17 protein-coding genes are annotated in these 19,452 nt (G+C 55.0%); 15 read left to right on the forward strand and 2 right to left on the reverse strand.

From position 1 onward, the window contains the following. Positions 1-108: 108 nt before the first annotated feature. The 15 genes from murE to mutT all read left to right on the forward strand — a co-directional run bounded on the left by murE (position 109) and on the right by mutT (position 18,472). Positions 109-1,596: a UDP-N-acetylmuramoyl-L-alanyl-D-glutamate--2,6-diaminopimelate ligase gene (gene murE, locus VH86_RS09340; RefSeq protein WP_045832748.1), complete on the forward strand. Its 1,488-nt coding sequence runs from the start codon at positions 109-111 to the stop codon at positions 1,594-1,596. Continuing rightward, positions 1,593-2,954: a UDP-N-acetylmuramoyl-tripeptide--D-alanyl-D-alanine ligase gene (gene murF / locus VH86_RS09345; RefSeq protein ID WP_045832749.1), complete on the forward strand. Its 1,362-nt coding sequence runs from the start codon at positions 1,593-1,595 to the stop codon at positions 2,952-2,954. The genes murE and murF overlap by 4 nt, the downstream gene beginning before the upstream one ends. Next, positions 2,948-4,030: a phospho-N-acetylmuramoyl-pentapeptide-transferase gene (gene mraY / locus VH86_RS09350; RefSeq protein ID WP_034829683.1), complete on the forward strand. Its 1,083-nt coding sequence runs from the start codon at positions 2,948-2,950 to the stop codon at positions 4,028-4,030. The genes murF and mraY overlap by 7 nt, the downstream gene beginning before the upstream one ends. Positions 4,031-4,032: 2 nt before the next feature. Further along, positions 4,033-5,349 carry a UDP-N-acetylmuramoyl-L-alanine--D-glutamate ligase gene (gene murD / locus VH86_RS09355; protein ID WP_045832750.1) on the forward strand — a complete coding sequence of 439 codons (1,317 nt, stop codon included), beginning with the start codon at positions 4,033-4,035 and terminating at the stop codon, positions 5,347-5,349. Continuing rightward, positions 5,349-6,563 carry a cell division protein FtsW gene (gene ftsW, locus VH86_RS09360; RefSeq protein ID WP_038649075.1) on the forward strand — a complete coding sequence of 405 codons (1,215 nt, stop codon included), beginning with the start codon at positions 5,349-5,351 and terminating at the stop codon, positions 6,561-6,563. The genes murD and ftsW overlap by 1 nt, the downstream gene beginning before the upstream one ends. Continuing rightward, positions 6,560-7,618: an undecaprenyldiphospho-muramoylpentapeptide beta-N-acetylglucosaminyltransferase gene (gene murG / locus VH86_RS09365; RefSeq protein WP_045832751.1), complete on the forward strand. Its 1,059-nt coding sequence runs from the start codon at positions 6,560-6,562 to the stop codon at positions 7,616-7,618. Before ftsW ends, murG begins: the two co-directional genes overlap by 4 nt. A gap of 69 nt (positions 7,619-7,687) precedes the next feature. Next, positions 7,688-9,163 (forward strand): UDP-N-acetylmuramate--L-alanine ligase, encoded by a 1,476-nt coding sequence (gene murC / locus VH86_RS09370; RefSeq protein WP_045832752.1) that lies wholly within the window; start codon positions 7,688-7,690, stop codon positions 9,161-9,163. Further along, a complete protein-coding gene (locus VH86_RS09375; RefSeq protein ID WP_038649068.1) occupies positions 9,156-10,076 on the forward strand; it encodes a D-alanine--D-alanine ligase in 921 nt (306 codons plus the stop codon). Before murC ends, VH86_RS09375 begins: the two co-directional genes overlap by 8 nt. Before the next feature lies 1 nt (position 10,077). Continuing rightward, positions 10,078-10,917: a cell division protein FtsQ gene (gene ftsQ, locus VH86_RS09380; RefSeq protein WP_045816937.1), complete on the forward strand. Its 840-nt coding sequence runs from the start codon at positions 10,078-10,080 to the stop codon at positions 10,915-10,917. Beyond that, positions 10,914-12,170: a cell division protein FtsA gene (ftsA, locus tag VH86_RS09385; protein WP_013507861.1), complete on the forward strand. Its 1,257-nt coding sequence runs from the start codon at positions 10,914-10,916 to the stop codon at positions 12,168-12,170. Before ftsQ ends, ftsA begins: the two co-directional genes overlap by 4 nt. A 71-nt stretch (positions 12,171-12,241) precedes the next feature. Continuing rightward, the gene (gene ftsZ / locus VH86_RS09390; RefSeq protein ID WP_034829667.1) at positions 12,242-13,396 is read left to right on the forward strand and encodes a cell division protein FtsZ; all 1,155 of its coding nucleotides are present in this window, start codon (positions 12,242-12,244) and stop codon (positions 13,394-13,396) included. A gap of 101 nt (positions 13,397-13,497) precedes the next feature. Continuing rightward, entirely contained in the window at positions 13,498-14,415 is a 918-nt protein-coding gene (gene lpxC, locus VH86_RS09395; RefSeq protein WP_034829665.1) for a UDP-3-O-acyl-N-acetylglucosamine deacetylase, read from the forward strand. Positions 14,416-14,683: 268 nt separating this feature from the next. After that, complete coding sequence (secM, locus tag VH86_RS09400) at positions 14,684-15,184, forward strand: secA translation cis-regulator SecM (protein WP_197080208.1); 501 nt, start codon at positions 14,684-14,686, stop codon at positions 15,182-15,184. Between the two features lie 75 nt (positions 15,185-15,259). After that, positions 15,260-17,965, forward strand: a complete 2,706-nt coding sequence (secA, locus tag VH86_RS09405) for a preprotein translocase subunit SecA (RefSeq protein WP_045816935.1) — start codon at positions 15,260-15,262, stop codon at positions 17,963-17,965. A 111-nt stretch (positions 17,966-18,076) separates the two neighbouring features. Continuing rightward, positions 18,077-18,472, forward strand: coding sequence for an 8-oxo-dGTP diphosphatase MutT (gene mutT, locus VH86_RS09410; protein ID WP_034829661.1), 396 nt, complete (start codon positions 18,077-18,079; stop codon positions 18,470-18,472). Between the two features lie 29 nt (positions 18,473-18,501). Here mutT and yacG read toward each other — a convergent pair whose 3' ends face one another. After that, positions 18,502-18,699: a DNA gyrase inhibitor YacG gene (gene yacG, locus VH86_RS09415; protein WP_034829659.1), complete on the reverse strand. Its 198-nt coding sequence runs from the start codon at positions 18,697-18,699 to the stop codon at positions 18,502-18,504. Positions 18,700-18,706: 7 nt separating this feature from the next. Beyond that, positions 18,707-19,450: a cell division protein ZapD gene (gene zapD, locus VH86_RS09420; protein ID WP_045832754.1), complete on the reverse strand. Its 744-nt coding sequence runs from the start codon at positions 19,448-19,450 to the stop codon at positions 18,707-18,709. Between the last annotated feature and the right edge of the window lie 2 nt (positions 19,451-19,452).

Raw genomic sequence — 19,452 nt, forward strand, 5'->3', positions numbered from 1 at the left:
TGTTTGGCGCCATCATGGGCGGTGTATTACGCACCATGAATATTGAACCGGATGCGCTGCCGACAATTGATAAAGACGAGTTGGTGAAGAACAGAAGTGAGGAACCAAGTGACCGATCGTAACCTGCGCGATTTACTGGCCCCGTGGGTGCCGGGCGCGCCGGCGCGTCCACTCCGTGACATGACACTGGATAGCCGCGCTGCGGCTGCTGGCGATCTGTTTATCGCCGTGGCGGGCCATCATGCTGATGGACGTCGTTTTATTCCGCAGGCTATTGCTCAGGGCGTCGCGGCAGTGATTGCCGAAGCCGAAGGCGAAGCCAGCGATGGAGATATCCGCGAGATGCACGGCGTCCCGGTTATCTACCTGGCGCAGTTGCAGCAGCGTCTCTCTGCACTGGCCGGGCGCTTTTATCAGCAGCCTGCGGAAAAACTCAAATTAATCGGTGTCACCGGCACCAACGGAAAAACCACCACCACGCAGCTAATGGCGCAGTGGGCCAATCTGCTGGGTGAAACCGGTGCCGTGATGGGCACCGTGGGTAATGGCTTATATGGCCAACTGGTGGCCACCGAAAACACCACCGGTTCCGCAGTGGATGTACAACATGTATTGAATGATCTGGTGGAGCAGGGTGCCACGCTGGCCGCGATGGAAGTCTCTTCTCACGGCCTGGTGCAGCATCGCGTGGCGGCATTGCCCTTCGCGGCTGCCGTGTTCACCAATCTGAGCCGCGATCACCTGGATTATCACGGTGATATGCAGGGCTACGAAGCCGCCAAATGGCTGCTGTTCTCTGAGCATCAGGTTGGCGAAGCCATTATCAACGCCGATGACGAGGTCGGACGCCGGTGGCTGGAAAAACTGCCAGATGCCGTTGCCGTCACCATGAATGACAACTTGCAGCCTGGCTGTCGTGGGCGCTGGCTGAAAGCCACAGCGGTGAATTATCACGATGGCGGTGCGCACATCCAGTTCAGCTCCAGCTGGGGCAACGGTGAATTTGATAGCCGTTTGATGGGCGCATTCAATGTCAGCAATCTGCTGCTGGCACTGGCCACCTTGCTGACGCTCGATTATCCGCTGGAGGCACTGGTATCAAGCGCTGCACAGCTGCAACCGGTATGTGGCCGTATGGAAGTGTTCACGGCACCAGAAAAACCCACAGTGGTGGTGGATTATGCCCACACCCCTGATGCGCTGGAAAAAGCGCTGGAAGCCGCGCGCTTGCACTGCAAAGGCAAGCTGTGGTGCGTATTCGGCTGTGGCGGTGATCGCGACAAAGGCAAACGTCCACTGATGGGCGCGATAGCTGAACAGTTCTCTGACATCGTGGTGATCACTGATGACAATCCGCGCAGCGAAGAGCCGAGCGCGATTGTGAATGACATTCTGACTGGCTTGCTCGATCCCGGCCGCGCCCGCGTGGTTGCAGGACGTGCGCAAGCGGTCACTAACGCTGTGATGCAGGCCAATGCTGATGACATCGTGCTGGTGGCGGGTAAAGGCCATGAAGATTATCAAATCATTGGTAACCGTCGTCTGGATTACTCCGATCGCGACACCGTCGCCCGTTTACTGGGGGTGATGGCATGATTCCGGTTTCTTTGAAAACATTGGCTGAAATCAGCGGCGGTCAACTGCATGGCGTTGATTTGACACTGAATGATGTGACCAGCGACACGCGCAAAGTTGCTGATGGCAGCCTGTTTGTCGCACTGGTCGGTGAGCGTTTTGATGCGCATGACTTTGCTCAGGATGCTATTGCCAAGGGTGCCAAAGCGCTGCTGGTGAGTAAGTACTTGCCTTTAGATGTGCCACAAGTGGTGGTCGCTGATACGCGTATCGCCTTTGGTCAGCTCGGCGCCTGGGTGCGCCAGCAATCGAAGGCGCGCGTGGTAGCCCTGACCGGTTCATCCGGTAAAACCTCCGTCAAAGAGATGACCGCTGCCATTTTGCGTCAGTGTGGTGAAACCCTCTATACCGCTGGCAACCTGAACAACGACTTCGGCGTGCCGATGACGTTGCTGCGTCTGACTCCAGAACACGAGTTCGCGGTGATTGAGCTGGGTGCCAATCATCAGGGCGAAATTGCGTACACCACCGATTTAGTGCGTCCCGAAACGGCCCTGGTGAATAACCTGGCTGCAGCGCATCTGGAAGGCTTTGGTTCACTGGCCGGTGTGGCGAAAGCGAAAGGTGAAATTTTTGGCGGGCTACCGGTACACGGCACTGCCATCGTCAATGCGGACAGCAACGACCTCGCTAACTGGCAGTCACAGTTTGTCGATAAAACGCTGTGGCGCTTCTCACCCCAGCCGATGGCGGATGCAGAATTCCGTGCCAGTGAAATCGTGCTGCGCGCTGATGCCACGCTGTTTACTTTGCATACGCCGCGCGGGGATATCGATGTTGCGCTGCCGCTGCCAGGCCGCCACAACATCGCGAACGCACTTGCTGCTGCGGCGCTGGCACTGTCTGTTGATGCCCCGCTAAGCGCGATCCAAACCGGTTTGAAAACATTGCAGCCCGTAGCGGGCCGTCTGTTCCCGATACGTCTGGCAGATAACCAACTGCTGCTGGATGACAGCTATAACGCCAACGTCGGCTCGATGACGGCGGCCGCACAGGTACTGGGCGATATGCCGGGGTTCCGCGTGATGGTAGTCGGTGATATGGCCGAACTGGGCGATGAAGCGGAAGCTTGCCATCAGCAGGTGGGTGAAGCCGCCAGGGCAGCAGGTATTGATTGTGTTCTGAGTACCGGCACTTTGAGTCGGTTGATCGGTGAAAGTAGCGGCAAAGGCGAGCATTTCGCCACGAAAGCCGAGCTGACTGAACGTTTACGCGCATTGCTGTCCCAACATCAGGACATCACTATTTTGGTTAAAGGCTCACGTAGCGCCGCCATGGAGCAGGTCGTCGAGAGCTTACAGGAGAAAGGAACATGCTAGTCTGGCTGGCCGAACATTTGGTCGCACTTTATTCCGGCTTTAACGTCTTCTCGTATTTGACGTTTCGCGCCATTGTCAGCCTGCTGACCGCCCTGTTCCTGTCACTCTGGATGGGCCCACGTCTGATCGCCTGGCTGCAGAAGCTGCAGATTGGCCAGGTGGTGCGTAACGACGGTCCTGAATCGCACTTTAGTAAGCGCGGTACGCCAACCATGGGCGGCATCATGATCCTCACTTCCATCACCGTATCGGTGTTGATGTGGGCGTATCCATCCAACCCTTATGTGTGGTGCGTGCTGGCGGTGCTGATTGGTTTCGGCATCATCGGTTTTGTGGATGACTATCGCAAAGTGGTGCGCAAAGACACCAAAGGCCTGATTGCCCGCTGGAAATACTTCTGGATGTCGGTGATTTCCCTTGGCGTGGCTTTTGCGCTTTACGCTGCGGGTAAAGGTACACCGGCCACACAGTTGGTGGTGCCGTTCTTTAAAGACATCATGCCGCAGCTTGGATTGTTCTATGTGCTGCTGGCTTACTTTGTGATTGTCGGCACCGGTAATGCGGTCAACCTGACTGATGGTCTGGATGGCCTGGCGATTATGCCTACCGTCTTCGTGGCAGCAGGTTTTGCGCTGGTGGCATGGGCGACCGGTAACGTGAAGTTTGCTGAGTATCTGCATATTCCGTATCTGCGCCATGCCGGTGAATTAGTGATTGTCTGTACCGCGATTGTCGGTGCAGGTCTTGGCTTCCTGTGGTTCAACACCTACCCGGCTCAGGTCTTTATGGGCGATGTGGGTTCACTGGCACTGGGTGGCGCGCTAGGTACCATCGCCGTGCTGCTGCGCCAGGAATTTTTGCTGGTGATCATGGGCGGCGTGTTTGTGGTTGAAACGCTGTCGGTGATCCTGCAGGTGGGATCGTTCAAGCTGCGCGGCCAACGCATTTTCCGCATGGCGCCGATTCACCACCACTATGAATTGAAGGGCTGGCCGGAGCCGCGCGTCATTGTGCGCTTCTGGATTATTTCACTGATGCTGGTGCTGATTGGCCTGGCAACGCTGAAGGTACGTTAATCATGGCTGACTATCGGGGCAGAAAAGTCGTCATCATTGGACTCGGCATCACTGGCCTGTCCTGTGTTGATTTCTTCCTCGCGCAGGGCGTGACGCCTCGCGTGATGGATACCCGTGTGTCTCCGCCTGGCCTCGACAAGTTGCCTGAGGCGGTTGAACGCTATGTGGGCGGTATCAACAGCGACTGGTTGCTGGCGTCTGATTTGATCGTTGCCAGTCCAGGCATCGCGCTGGCGCACCCTGCATTAAGTGAAGCTGCGGATGCCGGTATCGAAATCGTCGGTGATATCGAACTGTTCTGCCGTGAAGCTCAGGCTCCGATTGTCGCGATCACCGGCTCGAACGGTAAAAGCACTGTCACCACGCTGGTGGGTGAAATGGCCCGTGCAGCAGGTTGGCAGGTTGGCGTGGGTGGTAACATCGGTTTACCGGCGTTAACCCTGCTGAAGTCTCCGGCACAGTTGTATGTGCTGGAACTTTCCAGCTTCCAACTTGAAACCACCTACAGTCTGCAAGCAGCGGCTGCCACCATTCTCAACGTGACGGAAGATCATATGGATCGCTATCCGCTGGGCATGCAGCAATACCGTGCCGCCAAACTGCGCATTTATGAAAATGCCCGCGTCTGTGTGGTCAATGCCGATGATGGTATGACCATGCCCGTGCGTGGTGTTGATGCACGATGTGTCAGTTTTGGCATTAATCTGGGTGATTATCACCTGACCCAGCAGCAAGGCAGCACCTGGCTGCGGGCGCAGGGCGAAAGAGTGCTAAACACTGATGAAATGACTCTGGTGGGCCAGCACAACTACACCAACGCACTGGCGGCGCTGGCGCTGGCAGATGCGGTGAATATCCCGCGCGCTTCCAGTCTGAAAGCGTTCACCACTTTCACTGGCCTGGCGCACCGTTTTCAGCTGGTGCATGAGGCGAACGGTGTGCGCTGGATCAATGACTCCAAAGCCACCAACGTCGGCAGCACTGAAGCGGCACTCAATGGTTTGCAGGTGAAAGGCACCTTATGGCTGCTGATGGGCGGCGATGGCAAATCTGCTGATTTCAGTTCGCTGACGCGCTTTTTGCAGGGCGACAACGTACGTCTCTATTGCTTTGGCCGCGACGGCGATGCGCTCGCTGCATTGCGCCCTGAGATCGCTACGCGTACAGAAACGATGCAGCAAGCCATGGAGCAGATTGCCCCTCAGGCGAAGGCGGGCGACATGGTGCTGCTGTCACCGGCCTGCGCCAGCCTCGATCAGTTCCGTAATTTTGAACAGCGCGGCGATATCTTCGCGCAACTGGCGAAGGAGCTGAGCTGATGCGCATTCCGGGTGCCAGTATTGCCAGCTTCCTCTCCGTGCGTTTACGCGATTGGGTGATGGGTGGCCGCGAAAATGATGATGCGCCAGTGGTGCTGTATGACCGCACGCTGCTGTGGCTGACCTTTGGTTTGGCGATTATCGGCTTTGTGATGGTGACTTCAGCGTCGATGCCGGTCGGCCAGCGTCTTAACGAAGATCCGTTCTACTTCGCTAAACGCGACGCTTTTTATATTGCCCTGGCGGTAGGTATGGCGCTGGTGACATTGCGCGTGCCAATGGATTTCTGGCAGCGCTACAGCAACGTGATGCTGATGGCGTCTGTGGCAATGCTGCTGATTGTCTTGGTGGTGGGCAGCTCGGTTAACGGTGCATCGCGCTGGATTGCCTTGGGCCCATTACGTATTCAGCCGGCTGAATTATCCAAACTGTCCCTGTTTTGCTATCTCGCCAGCTATCTGGTGCGCAAAGTAGAAGAAGTGCGTAACAACTTCTGGGGCTTCTGTAAGCCGATGGGTGTGATGGTGGTGCTGGCCGTTCTGCTACTGGCGCAACCGGACCTTGGTACGGTGGTAGTGCTGTTCGTCACAACGCTGGCGATGTTGTTCCTCGCGGGCGCCAAAATGTGGCAGTTCCTGGCGATCATCGGCTCCGGTATTTTTGCCGTGGTGTTGCTGATTATCGCTGAACCCTATCGTATGCGCCGTGTGACCTCTTTCTGGAACCCATGGGAAGATCCCTTTGGCAGCGGCTACCAGCTGACCCAGTCTCTGATGGCCTTTGGCCGTGGCGAATTCTGGGGGCAGGGCCTCGGCAACTCGGTGCAAAAACTTGAGTATCTGCCCGAGGCGCATACCGACTTTATCTTCTCCATCATTGGTGAAGAGTTGGGTTATGTCGGTGTGGTTTTGGCGCTGTTAATGGTATTCTTCGTGGCTTTTCGCGCGATGTCGATTGGTCGCCGTGCTCTGGAGATCGATCAGCGCTTTTCTGGCTTCCTCGCTTGCTCAATTGGCGTGTGGTTTAGCTTCCAGGCGCTGGTTAACGTCGGTGCGGCCGCAGGCATGCTGCCGACCAAAGGTCTGACACTGCCGCTGATCAGTTACGGTGGCTCAAGTCTGATCATCATGTCGACCGCCATCGTGTTTTTATTGCGCATTGATTATGAAACGCGTCTGGCAAAAGCGCAGGCGTTTACCCGAGGTGCTCGATGAGTAGTAAGCGGCTGATGGTGATGGCCGGTGGAACCGGTGGGCACGTGTTCCCTGGTCTGGCGGTGGCACACCATCTGATCGAACAGGGCTGGCAGGTGCGCTGGCTCGGAACCGCTGACCGAATGGAAGCGGATTTGGTGCCGAAGCATGGCATTGAGATCGATTTTATCCGCATCAGTGGTTTGCGCGGTAAAGGTGTCAAAGCACAGTTACTGGCACCCGTACGTATTTTCAATGCATGGCGCCAGGCGCGTCGCATTATGAAGCACTGGCAGCCGGACGTGGTGCTCGGCATGGGCGGATATGTTTCCGGCCCGGGTGGATTAGCCGCCTGGAGTTGCGGTATCCCGGTGGTGCTGCATGAGCAGAACGGCATTGCCGGGCTGACCAACAAATGGCTGGCGAAAATTGCCACCAAAGTGATGCAGGCGTTTCCGGGTGCATTCCCGAAAGCCGATGTGGTTGGCAATCCCGTGCGTACCGATGTGTTGGCCCTGCCGCTGCCGGCTGAACGCCTGAGTGGACGCAGCGGCGCGATTCGTGTGCTGGTGGTCGGTGGAAGCCAGGGCGCACGCATATTGAATCAAACGGTGCCGCAGGTGGCCGCGGAACTGGGTGATGCCATCACGATTTGGCATCAAAGCGGCAAAGGTGCGCTTGAGATGGTGCAGCAGGCTTATCGCGATGCCGGACAGCCGCAGCACAAGGTCACCGAGTTTATCGATGATATGGCGGAAGCCTATGCCTGGGCGGATGTGGTGGTGTGTCGTTCGGGTGCCTTAACGGTGAGCGAAGTCGCCGCCGCAGGTTTACCGGCGATCTTTGTGCCGTTTCAGCATAAAGACCGCCAGCAGTACTGGAATGCGTTGCCGCTGGAGCAAGCGGGCGCAGCCAAAATTTTCGAGCAGCCGCAATTTACCGCGACTGCAGTAGCGGACACGTTGCGCCACTGGGATCGCACAACGCTGCTGGCGATGGCTGAGAAAGCGCGCCAGGTTGCGATTCCTGATGCAACCGATCGGGTTGCGCAGGAAGTGGCACGCGTCGCGAAGTAATTAATAGGTCGGTTTGACCGGCTGTACCTGAATGCAGGTACACATGAGATCAACAGGTAATCGAGACAGATGAATACACAACAATTGGCAAAACTGCGTTCTATTGTGCCCGAGATGCGTCGCGTCCGGCACATTCACTTTGTCGGCATCGGTGGTGCTGGCATGGGCGGTATTGCCGAGGTGTTGGCGAACGAAGGTTATCACATCAGCGGTTCGGATCTGGCGCCTAATCCGGTGACCCAGCATCTGGCCTCGTTAGGTGCGACCATTTATTTCAACCATCGCCCGGAAAACGTGACGGATGCGAGCGTGGTGGTGGTGTCGACAGCGGTGGCACAGGACAATCCGGAACTGGTCGCGGCCCGCGAGCAGCGTATCCCGGTGATCCGCCGTGCAGAGATGCTGGCTGAGCTGATGCGCTTCCGTCATGGTATCGCGGTTGCCGGTACGCACGGCAAAACCACCACGACAGCGATGGTCACCAGTATTTATGCCGAAGGTGGACTGGATCCGACATTCGTGAATGGCGGCCTGGTGAAAGCGGCGGGCACCCATGCGCGTTTGGGCACCAGTCGTTACCTGATTGCGGAAGCGGATGAGAGTGACGCGTCGTTCCTGCATCTGCAGCCGATGGTGGCGATTGTCACCAATATCGAAGCGGACCATATGGACACCTATCAGGGCGACTTCGAGAACCTGAAGCAGACGTTCATTAACTTCCTGCATAACCTGCCGTTCTATGGACGTGCTGTGATGTGTGTGGATGATGTGGTGATCCGCGATTTGATCCCACGCGTGGGCCGTCAGGTCACCACGTACGGCTTCAGCGATGACGCCGATGTGCGCATCGAAAACTATGAACAACGTGGCGCGCAGGGGCACTTTACCCTGATTCGTCAGGACAAGCCGGTGCTGAAAGTGACCCTGAATGCGCCGGGTCGTCACAATGCCTTAAACGCAGCCGCCGCTGTTGCAGTGGCGACGGAAGAAGGCATTGAAGATAACGCGATTTTGGCCGCGCTGGAGAGCTTCCAGGGCACTGGACGCCGCTTTGATGTGCTGGGCGAATTTGATACCGCAGTGGTCAATGGCAATCCAGGCAGCGCGATGCTGGTAGATGATTACGGTCATCACCCAACGGAAGTCGACGTCACCATCAAAGCCGCCCGTGCCGGCTGGCCAAATAAGAAACTGGTGATGGTGTTCCAGCCGCACCGTTACACGCGAACTCGTGATCTTTTCGATGACTTCGCTAACGTGCTGTCACAGGTTGATGTATTGCTGATGCTGGATGTTTATCCGGCCGGTGAAGCGCCGATTCCAGGCGCAGATAGCCGTTCACTGTGCCGCGCGATTCGCCATCGTGGCAAGGTTGACCCGATTCTGGTCTCTGAGCACGATGCGTTGCCGGAAGCGCTGGCCCCGTTGTTGTCAGGTGACGATCTGGTCATCGTGCAGGGCGCCGGCAATATCGGCAAAATCGCCCGCAAACTGGCTGAGCTTGAGTTGCAGCCAGCTGCGAAAACGGAGGTGCGCCATGGCTGAGAAAGTCGCCGTCCTGATGGGCGGAACCTCTGCAGAGCGTGATGTATCGCTAATGTCGGGCAGTGCCGTGTTGGCAGGATTGCGTGAGATGGGCATTGATGCACACGGCGTGGATACCCGTGATGTGTCAGTGCTGGACCTTAAAGCGCAGGGCTTTGAAAAAACCTTTATCGCCCTGCATGGTCGTGGCGGTGAAGATGGCACGCTGCAGGCGGTATTGGAGTTCCTCCAGTTGCCGTATACCGGCAGCGGCGTGATGGCTTCGGCGATCACCATGGATAAACTGCGCAGCAAATTGCTGTGGCAGGGCAGGGGACTGCCATCAGGAAAATTTGTTTGGTTAACGCGCCAGCAGCGGGAATTGGGTTTAGATGCACAAACCCAGGCTGCAATCGATGCGCTCGGCCTGCCGCTGTTTGTGAAACCAAGCTGTGAAGGTTCAAGTGTCGGCATCAGCCGAGTGAACACGTTAGAAGCACTGCCTGCTGCGTTGGATGAAGCGTTTCGCCATGACAATGATGTCTTGATTGAGGCCTTCCTGAGCGGTGCGGAATATACCGTTGGCATTCTGGGTGATGAAATTCTGCCTTCTATCAGAATAAAAACCGCCAGCGAGTTCTATGACTATGAAGCGAAATACATTTCTGACGATACTGAATACTTCTGCCCAAGCGGTTTGAGTGCAGAGCAGGAAGCAGAATTGAAGACGTTAGTATGGGCAGCCTGGCGTGCACTGGGATGCAGCGGCTGGGGGCGTGTCGATGTGATGACGGATGCTGAGGGTAAATTCCAGTTGCTGGAAGTGAATACCTCACCGGGCATGACCAGCCACAGTCTGGTGCCGATGGCCGCGAAGCAGGCAGGATACAGTTTCCCGCAGCTGGTGGCGCGTATTCTGGAACTGGCTGACTGATATGTCTCAGGCGGCGATACGTGTACGAAATCGCGAACCCCAGGAGCGTGCGCGCACCGGGCGTAGCAACGGTGCCCGACTGTTTGGCGTCGTATTCCTGCTGATTGTGTTGGGCATCATGGCCGCCGGTGGGCTGGTGGTGCTGAAGTGGATGAATGATGCGTCGCGTTTACCGCTGTCGAAGCTGGTGGTGACCGGGGAAACGCATTACACCACGCATGATGACATTCGCCAGGCCATTTTGTCGCTCGGTGCGCCTGGCACGTTTATGTCGCAAAACGTGGACATCATCCAGCAACAGATTGAGCGTTTACCCTGGATCAAACAGGTCAGTGTGCGTAAGCAGTGGCCTGATGAGCTGAAGATTAACCTGGTGGAGTACGTTCCGGTGGCTCGCTGGAATGACTCACACATGGTAGACGCCGATGGCGTCTCCTTCAGCGTCCCGGCCAGTCACATCGGTAAAGAAACATTGCCGATGTTATATGGCCCGGAAGGCAGTGAAACAGAGGTGTTGGCGGGCTATCACACCATGAGTGATGTGCTCAAAGCCGGCAAGTTTACCCTGAAGGTCGCGTCGATGACGGCGCGGCGCTCGTGGCAGTTAGTGACCAGCGACGATGTGCGCATCGAACTGGGACGCAGCGACACCATGAAGCGTCTGAACCGTTTTATTGAGCTCTATCCGGAGCTGCTGCAGCAAGGCCAGAGTCAGAACAAGCGCATTACCTATGTCGATTTGCGCTACGACTCCGGCGCCGCAGTAGGCTGGGCAGCGGCCCCGCTGGAGCCACAGGACAGTAATCAGCAACAAAACCAGGCACAGGCTAAACCACAATGATCAAGGCAACGGACAGAAAACTGGTAGTAGGACTTGAAATCGGCACCGCAAAGGTTGCCGCCCTGGTTGGGGAAATTCTGCCTGATGGTATGGTCAACATTATTGGGGTGGGCAGCTGCCCGTCTCGCGGTATGGATAAAGGCGGCGTAAATGACCTTGAGTCGGTGGTGAAATGCGTTCAACGCGCCATCGACCAGGCTGAACTGATGGCTGATTGCCAGATTTCGTCGGTTTACCTTGCTTTATCGGGCAAACATATCAGTTGTCAGAACGAAATCGGGATGGTTCCGATTTCGGAAGAGGAAGTGACTCAGGATGATGTAGAGAACGTGGTACATACGGCGAAATCCGTACGCGTACGCGATGAACATCGTATCCTGCATGTTATTCCTCAGGAATATGCCATTGATTATCAGGAAGGCATCAAGAATCCGGTGGGACTTTCCGGCGTGCGTATGCAGGCGAAAGTGCACTTGATTACCTGCCACAATGATATGGCGAAAAATATTGTTAAAGCCGTTGAACGTTGCGGCCTGAAAGTTGACCAACTGATTTTTGCCGGACTGGCATCCAGTTTCTCGGTTCTGACTGAAGATGAACGTGAGCTGGGCGTCTGTGTTGTTGACATCGGTGGCGGTACAATGGATATCGCGGTTTACACCGGCGGCGCACTGCGTCACACCAAAGTGATCCCTTATGCAGGCAATGTGGTGACCAGTGATATCGCCTATGCCTTCGGCACACCGCCAACCGATGCGGAAGCGATCAAAGTACGCCATGGTTGTGCGCTGGGTTCGATTGTTGGCAAAGATGAAAACGTCGAAGTGCCGAGCGTCGGTGGACGTCCACCGCGCAGTCTGCAACGCCAAACGCTGGCAGAAGTGATTGAGCCGCGTTACACCGAATTGCTGAATCTGGTGAATGACGAGATTCTGCAACTGCAGGAGCAACTGCGCCAGCAGGGCGTGAAACACCACCTGGCAGCAGGCATCGTGCTGACCGGTGGCGCAGCACAGATTGAAGGTTTGGCCGCTTGCGCCCAGCGTGTGTTCCATACGCAGGTGCGTATTGGTCAGCCACTTAACATCACCGGCCTGACGGATTATGCGCAGGAGCCGTATTACTCAACTGCAGTCGGTCTGCTGCATTACGGCAAAGAGTCACACATGAACGGTGATGCAGAAACGGAAAAACGTGCTTCAGTGGGCAACTGGTTTAAACGTATCAATAGCTGGCTGAAGAAAGAGTTTTAATTTTTGAAAAAGGAGATCATGCAGGCAATGTTTATGATCTCCAGGCGACAGGCACATAACGGAGAGAAATCATGTTTGAACCTATGGAATTAACCAATGACGCGGTGATTAAAGTCATCGGCGTCGGCGGCGGCGGTGGCAACGCCGTAGAGCACATGGTACGCGAGCGTATCGAAGGTGTAGAATTCTTCGCTGTAAACACCGACGCGCAAGCGTTGCGTAAGACAGCGGTTGGCCAGACGATCCAGATCGGGACCGGTATCACCAAGGGTCTCGGTGCGGGTGCAAACCCGGAAGTGGGTCGTACCTCAGCTGAGGAAGATCGTGAAGCACTGCGTTCTGCACTGGAAGGGGCAGACATGGTGTTTATCGCTGCAGGCATGGGCGGCGGTACCGGTACCGGTGCAGCGCCAGTCGTGGCAGAAGTAGCAAAAGATTTGGGTATCCTGACCGTTGCGGTGGTGACCAAGCCCTTCAACTTCGAAGGCAAAAAGCGTATGGCTTTTGCTGAACAGGGTATCGCTGAGCTGTCTAAGCATGTCGATTCACTGATCACCATCCCGAACGACAAGCTGTTAAAAGTGCTGGGTCGCGGTATCTCTCTGCTGGATGCCTTTGGTGCAGCCAACGACGTACTGAAAGGTGCGGTGCAGGGTATCGCCGAGCTGATTACTCGCCCAGGCTTGATGAACGTTGACTTCGCGGACGTGCGTACCGTGATGTCAGAAATGGGTTACGCCATGATGGGCTCCGGCGTGGCATGCGGTGAAGACCGTGCCGAAGAAGCAGCCGAAATGGCGATCTCCAGCCCACTGCTGGAAGATATCGATCTGTCTGGTGCTCGCGGTGTGCTGGTCAACATCACGGCGGGCTTCGACCTGCGTCTGGATGAGTTCGAAACCGTGGGTAACACTATCCGCGCCTTCGCCTCTGACAACGCGACCGTGGTAATCGGTACTTCTCTGGACCCAGAGATGAACGACGAACTGCGCGTGACCGTCGTTGCTACCGGTATTGGCATGGACAAGCGTCCAGAAATTACGCTGGTGACCAACAAACCGGCTTCGCAGCCAGTGATGGATCATCGCTACCAGCAGCACGGCATGGCGCCGTTGCCGCAGGAGCAGAAGCCGGCAGCGAAAGTGGTCAACGACCAGCCAGCATCGTCCAATAAAGAGCCAGATTATCTTGATATTCCAGCCTTCCTGCGTAAGCAGGCAGACTAAGAATATCCTGAGAATTGGGATTCTCCGCTCTTTGTGCTAAAGTATTCGCCCGCTGGTAATTTATACTGGCGGTCGGATGGGTAATATTGCGAGATAATGCGATGATCAAACAAAGGACATTAAAACGTATTGTTCAGGCGACTGGTGTCGGTTTACATACCGGCAAGAAAGTCACGCTGACCTTACGCCCTGCGTCGGCTAATACCGGGGTCATCTATCGTCGCACTGACTTGAATCCACCGGTTGATTTCCCGGCTGATGCAAAATACGTGCGCGACACCATGCTGAGTACCTGCCTGGTGAATGATGAAGGCGTACGTATATCGACGGTTGAACACCTGAATGCTGCATTGGCTGGCTTGGGTATCGACAACATCATTGTTGAAGTCGATGCGCCCGAAATCCCGATTATGGATGGCAGTGCCGCGCCTTTTGTCTACTTGCTGATGGATGCAGGCGTCGAAGAGCTGAACAGTGCGAAGAAATTCGTACGCGTTAAGCAGACGGTGCGTGTTGAAGATGGCGATAAGTGGGCCGAGATCAAACCCTATAACGGTTTCTCACTCGACTTTACTATCGATTTCAAACATCCGGCAATTGACTCAAGCTCGCAGCGTTACCAGCTGAACTTCTCGGCTGAGGCGTTTGTTCGCCAAATCAGTCGTGCGCGCACCTTTGGTTTTATGCGGGAAATCGAATATCTGCAGTCTAAAGGCCTGTGCCTGGGCGGTAGCTTAGATTGTGCGATTGGTCTTGATGATTTCCGCGTACTCAACGAAGACGGTCTGCGCTTTGAAGATGAGTTCGTTCGTCACAAAATGCTGGACGCGATCGGCGATCTGTTTATGTGTGGCCACAACGTGATTGGCGCTTTCTCTGCGTTTAAATCTGGTCATGCTTTAAACAATAAATTGCTGCAAGCGGTACTGGCGAAGCAGGAAGCCTGGGAATGGGCAACCTTCGAAGACGAAGCTGAACTGCCACTGGCATTCAAAGCACCAAATTTAGTCCTGGCGTAAGTCAGTCATAAAAACGGCAGTTTCCCTGACACCCTCTCCGGTCAGTGGAAGCTGCCGTTTTTTATTGCCTGTTTTTTATTCCTGCAAGACCGCTCTCAATTCTCTGCTATCACTGGCGAAAGCCTGTACAAATAAACGTGAAATCCCCCGTAAGCCCTTTAATCACTGGTGTCCTGGCCCCACATAAGTGCTATTATCTGGCGCTCATATGAGCAGGTTCGCGGATAACCGCAACGGCTTCATTATTTTATTTAACTGTGGACAGGTTGTGATCGGGATTTTCTCACGCTGGCGACAATTAGGCAGACGCTACTTCTGGCCTCATCTCTTATTAGGGATGGTGGCGGCCAGTTTGGGCTTGCCTGCCTGTGCGCAAAGTGCGGAGTCCACGGCGACAGACTCGCCCATCAGCAGCCTGTTTGTCGGCAATGTTGTTCATTTCGATCATTTAATCCGTCTGCAGGAAAGTGCGCGTCGACCTAATTTCAATGTCGATTACTGGCATCAGCATGCCATTCGCACGGTCATTCGCCACCTCTCATTTAGCATGACGCCACCTGCAGAAGCGGAAGAGAGTCATACAGTCCCGCTAGCGGCACAAAAGCTGGCGTTAATCGATTCGCTGCAGGCGCTACTCACATCGCCAGCTCAACCCGCTATTGCATTAGAGCCGCAGGAAACGCTGCGTCATCGCGAACCTCAAATTCACACTTCTGCTGACTGGCAGGCTGCTATTCATGGCATCCGCGCCGGGCCTGCCATTGCTTAACAGCTAACGATTTTCCACATCCTGTTTTAGATTTTCCAGACCGCATGAATGCGGCTGAATTGAGAAAAATTTATCATGTTAATCAAATTGTTAACCAAAGTCTTTGGCAGCAGTAACGATCGTACCCTGCGCCGTATGCGCAAAATTGTCGATGTCATCAATAAGATGGAGCCGGATTTCGTCAAGCTCTCGGATGACGAACTGAAAGCTAAAACCGACCTGTTCCGTGAACGCCTGAAGAAAGGTGAAAGCCTTGAAAGCCTGATTCCTGAAGCCTTTGCTACGGTACGTGAAGCCAGTAAACGTGTGTTTGGTATGCGCCACTTCGATGTACAGCTGATTGGCGGCATGGTGCTGAATGAGCGTTGCATCGCCGAGATGCGTACCGGTGAAGGTAAAACCCTGACGGCAACACTGCCGGCTTACCTTAACGCACTGAGCGGTAAAGGCGTGCACGTGGTCACGGTGAACGACTACCTGGCACAGCGTGATGCCGAAAACAATCGCGCACTGTTCGAGTTCCTGGGTCTGTCTATCGGTATCAACCTGCCAAACATGCCCGCGGTGGCCAAACGCGCAGCCTATGCTGCGGATATCACCTACGGTACTAACAACGAATACGGCTTCGACTACCTGCGCGACAACATGGCGTTCAGCCCGGAAGAACGCGTCCAGCGTAAACTGCACTACGCGTTGGTGGATGAAGTGGACTCCATCCTGATCGATGAAGCGCGTACGCCGTTAATCATCTCCGGTCCTGCCGAAGACAGCTCTGAGCTGTACACCAAAGTGAATAAAATCATTCCTCACCTGGTGCGCCAGGAGAAGGAAGATTCAGAAACCTTCCAGGGTGAAGGTGACTTCTGGGTCGATGAGAAAGCACGTCAGGCTCACATGAGCGAGCGTGGTCTGGTAAAAGTTGAAGAGCTGCTGGTGAACCAGGGCATCATGGAAGAAGGTGAGTCACTTTACTCGCCAACCAACATCATGCTGATGCATCACGTGACGGCTGCACTGCGTGCGCATGCGCTGTTTACTCGCGATGTCGATTACATCGTGAAAGATGGCGAAGTGATCATCGTCGATGAGCACACCGGCCGTACCATGCAGGGCCGTCGCTGGTCTGATGGTTTGCATCAGGCTGTTGAAGCCAAAGAAGGCGTGGAAATCCAGAACGAGAACCAGACGCTGGCTTCCATCACCTTCCAGAACTACTTCCGTATTTACGAAAAACTGGCCGGTATGACCGGTACTGCTGATACCGAAGCGTTTGAATTCAGCTCGATCTATAAACTCGATACCATCGTGGTGCCAACTAACCGTCCGATGGTGCGTAAAGATATGGCTGACCTGGTCTATATGACCGAGAAAGAGAAGATCGACGCGATCATCGAAGACATCCGTGCCTGTACCGCCAACGGTCAACCGGTGCTGGTGGGTACCATCTCGATTGAAAAATCAGAAGTGGTCTCTAACGAACTGACGCGCGCGGGTATCAAACACAGCGTACTGAACGCCAAGTTCCACGCCAGCGAAGCGGATATCGTGGCACAGGCGGGTCAACCAGCTGCAGTCACCATCGCAACCAACATGGCAGGTCGTGGTACCGATATCGTGTTGGGCGGTAGCTGGCAGGCCGAAGTGGCAGCGCTGGATGAACCTTCAGAAGAGCAGATTCAGGCCATCAAAGAAGCCTGGAAACTGCGCCATGATGCGGTGCTGGCTTCGGGCGGTCTGCACATCATTGGTACTGAACGCCACGAATCGCGCCGTATCGATAACCAGTTGCGCGGCCGTGCGGGTCGTCAGGGTGATGCCGGTTCATCCCGCTTCTATCTGTCGATGGAAGATGCATTGATGCGTATCTTCGCCTCGGATCGCGTATCTAACATGATGCGTAAACTGGGCATGAAACCAGGCGAAGCGATTGAGCATCCGTGGGTCACCAAAGCGATTGCCAACGCACAGCGTAAAGTGGAAAGCCGTAACTTCGACATCCGTAAGCAGCTGTTGGAATACGATGATGTGGCGAACGATCAGCGCCGCGCCATCTACAGCCAGCGTAATGAACTGCTGGACGTGTCTGATGTGTCTGAAACCATCAACAGCATCCGTGAAGATGTGTTCAAAGCCACCATCGACACCTACATTCCGCCGCAGTCGCTGGAAGAAATGTGGGATGTTCCTGGTTTGGAAGAGCGCCTGCGTAACGATTTCGATCTGGATCTGCCGATTGCAGAATGGCTGGATAAAGAGCCGGACCTGCATGAAGAAACGCTGCGTGAACGTATCATGAGCCGCGCGCATGAAAACTATGCGTCGAAAGAAGAAGTGGTTGGCGCTGAAATGATGCGTAACTTCGAAAAAGGCGTGATGCTGCAAACCCTGGATTCATTGTGGAAAGAGCATCTGGCGGCGATGGATTATCTGCGTCAGGGCATCCATCTGCGCGGTTATGCGCAGAAAGATCCGAAGCAGGAATACAAGCGCGAGTCCTTCTCAATGTTCGCGGCGATGCTGGAGTCACTGAAGTATGAAGTGATCAGCACCCTGAGCAAAGTACAGGTGCGCATGCCGGAGGAAGTCGAAGCGATGGAACAGCAACGCCGTGAAGAGGCTGAGCGTCTGGCACAACAGCAACAGCTGAGCCACGTTGATGACGAAACCGCTGCGGCCGCCGCGCTGGCTGCGCAGGGTGGGGAGCGCAAAGTAGGGCGCAACGATTTGTGCCCATGCGGTTCCGGTAAGAAATACAAACAGTGTCATGGCCGCCTGGCCTGATAAACGAGGAGCCTTCGGGCTCCTTTTTCTTTTGGCCGTCGCCACAGAGTTAACATTGCCTGGCGACTGCATTACTATCAGCGCTCATTAATTAAAAGCGGAATTCAGCTTATGAAACACCTGCAAGTCGCAGTGGGCATCATTCGCAATGCCAGCCGTCAGATCTTCCTTGCCCAGCGTGCGGCAAGTTCCTACATGGCGAATAAATGGGAGTTTCCTGGCGGAAAAATTGAACAGGATGAAACCGCTGAACAAGCGTTAAAACGCGAGTTGATGGAAGAGACCGGCATTGAGGTGACAGCCGCGAAGGCGATTGGTCTGGCCGATCATAGCTATGACGATCTGCGCGTCACATTGCACTTCTTCCTGGTGGAAGGATGGAACGGTGAGCCGTACGGCCGTGAAGGACAGCCTCAGCGTTGGGTGGAACAGCGTGATTTAGTCGCGGAAGAGTTTCCTCCTGCCAACCACGAACTTATCGCTCGCCTAGTGGCTGACGAAATTTAAGCGAAGGGGCGTAAGCCCCTTATCTCTTATTAATGCTGTTCTTCGCTCCAGTCATCGCTGTCGGTCAGATCGCTATCGCTGGGAATGCGCTTCTCTTCAGCGGCCCATTCGCCCAAATCAATCAGCTGGCAGCGCTTGCTGCAGAACGGACGCCACGGACTCAGTTCATCCCACATCACATCTTTACCGCAGTTGGGACAAGGTACGGTAATCATCTCTTCCTGCATAACAACCTCAACAACACGCTAATTCAAAATTCAATCGGGCTGGCACTTCACCGCGCTCGCTGTCCAGTGGCAGGAATCGAATGGCATAACGGCTTTTATGGCCTGAAACCTGCGGGTACAGCGCATCTTCGAGGGGGAGCTGGAGACGCAACAAATCCGAACCTTCGGCATTATCCTGGTAAAAACCGTTCAGGCTGGTTTGATGGCGAAATACGCCTGACTGACGCACCAGATCGAGGATCATGGTCAGACTATTGCGCAGAGGAACCAGTGACGCCAGCCAGCCGTTAACCTGCGAATCCCGCTGGGACTGCTGCTGGTGCAGCCAGATATGCAGGCTCGGCAAATCAAAACTGCAGCAGCCACCAGGAATGCTCAATCGCTGGCGTACCAATCCAATCAACCGATCTTCGCGCAACTGCTGACCCATACGTGGTGCCGCATTCAGCTCGCTGGATTGCTGTTTTAATCGATCACGCAGGCTGCTGACGGTGTGTTCGTCCACACCAGGCACATCAAGCCAGGCGCGAAGTTTCTGCTGCTGGCGCTCCAGCTCTTTCAATAGCTCGGTACGCATATCACCGCGCTCAAAGATATCTAACAGATCACCAATGATGCGAAATACCCCTAATGCAGAGACGGAATTCACCACAGGCACCGTTTCATGCAGTTGGTTAAGTAATGACTCCACGCGCAGCCAGGTGCGCATCTTCTCATTCAGCGGGTGTTCAAACAGAACGACTGTACTCATGA

Origin of the sequence: Pantoea sp. BL1 (assembly GCF_000963985.1) — a bacterium.
In the GTDB taxonomy this organism is placed as follows: domain Bacteria; phylum Pseudomonadota; class Gammaproteobacteria; order Enterobacterales; family Enterobacteriaceae; genus Pantoea; species Pantoea rwandensis_B.

Bases quoted from the DNA above. Each gene is read 5' to 3' on its own strand.
- yacG (WP_034829659.1), bottom strand. From the start codon at position 18,699: ATGCAGGAAGAGATGATTACCGTACCTTGTCCCAACTGCGGTAAAGAT.
- murC (WP_045832752.1), top strand. From the start codon at position 7,688: ATGAATACACAACAATTGGCAAAACTGCGTTCTATTGTGCCCGAGATG.
- mraY (WP_034829683.1), top strand. From the start codon at position 2,948: ATGCTAGTCTGGCTGGCCGAACATTTGGTCGCACTTTATTCCGGCTTT.
- secA (WP_045816935.1), top strand. From the start codon at position 15,260: ATGTTAATCAAATTGTTAACCAAAGTCTTTGGCAGCAGTAACGATCGT.
- mutT (WP_034829661.1), top strand. From the start codon at position 18,077: ATGAAACACCTGCAAGTCGCAGTGGGCATCATTCGCAATGCCAGCCGT.
- ftsZ (WP_034829667.1), top strand. From the start codon at position 12,242: ATGTTTGAACCTATGGAATTAACCAATGACGCGGTGATTAAAGTCATC.
- ftsW (WP_038649075.1), top strand. From the start codon at position 5,349: ATGCGCATTCCGGGTGCCAGTATTGCCAGCTTCCTCTCCGTGCGTTTA.
- murD (WP_045832750.1), top strand. From the start codon at position 4,033: ATGGCTGACTATCGGGGCAGAAAAGTCGTCATCATTGGACTCGGCATC.
- ftsA (WP_013507861.1), top strand. From the start codon at position 10,914: ATGATCAAGGCAACGGACAGAAAACTGGTAGTAGGACTTGAAATCGGC.
- lpxC (WP_034829665.1), top strand. From the start codon at position 13,498: ATGATCAAACAAAGGACATTAAAACGTATTGTTCAGGCGACTGGTGTC.
- murG (WP_045832751.1), top strand. From the start codon at position 6,560: ATGAGTAGTAAGCGGCTGATGGTGATGGCCGGTGGAACCGGTGGGCAC.
- VH86_RS09375 (WP_038649068.1), top strand. From the start codon at position 9,156: ATGGCTGAGAAAGTCGCCGTCCTGATGGGCGGAACCTCTGCAGAGCGT.
- zapD (WP_045832754.1), bottom strand. From the start codon at position 19,450: ATGAGTACAGTCGTTCTGTTTGAACACCCGCTGAATGAGAAGATGCGC.
- ftsQ (WP_045816937.1), top strand. From the start codon at position 10,078: ATGTCTCAGGCGGCGATACGTGTACGAAATCGCGAACCCCAGGAGCGT.
- murF (WP_045832749.1), top strand. From the start codon at position 1,593: ATGATTCCGGTTTCTTTGAAAACATTGGCTGAAATCAGCGGCGGTCAA.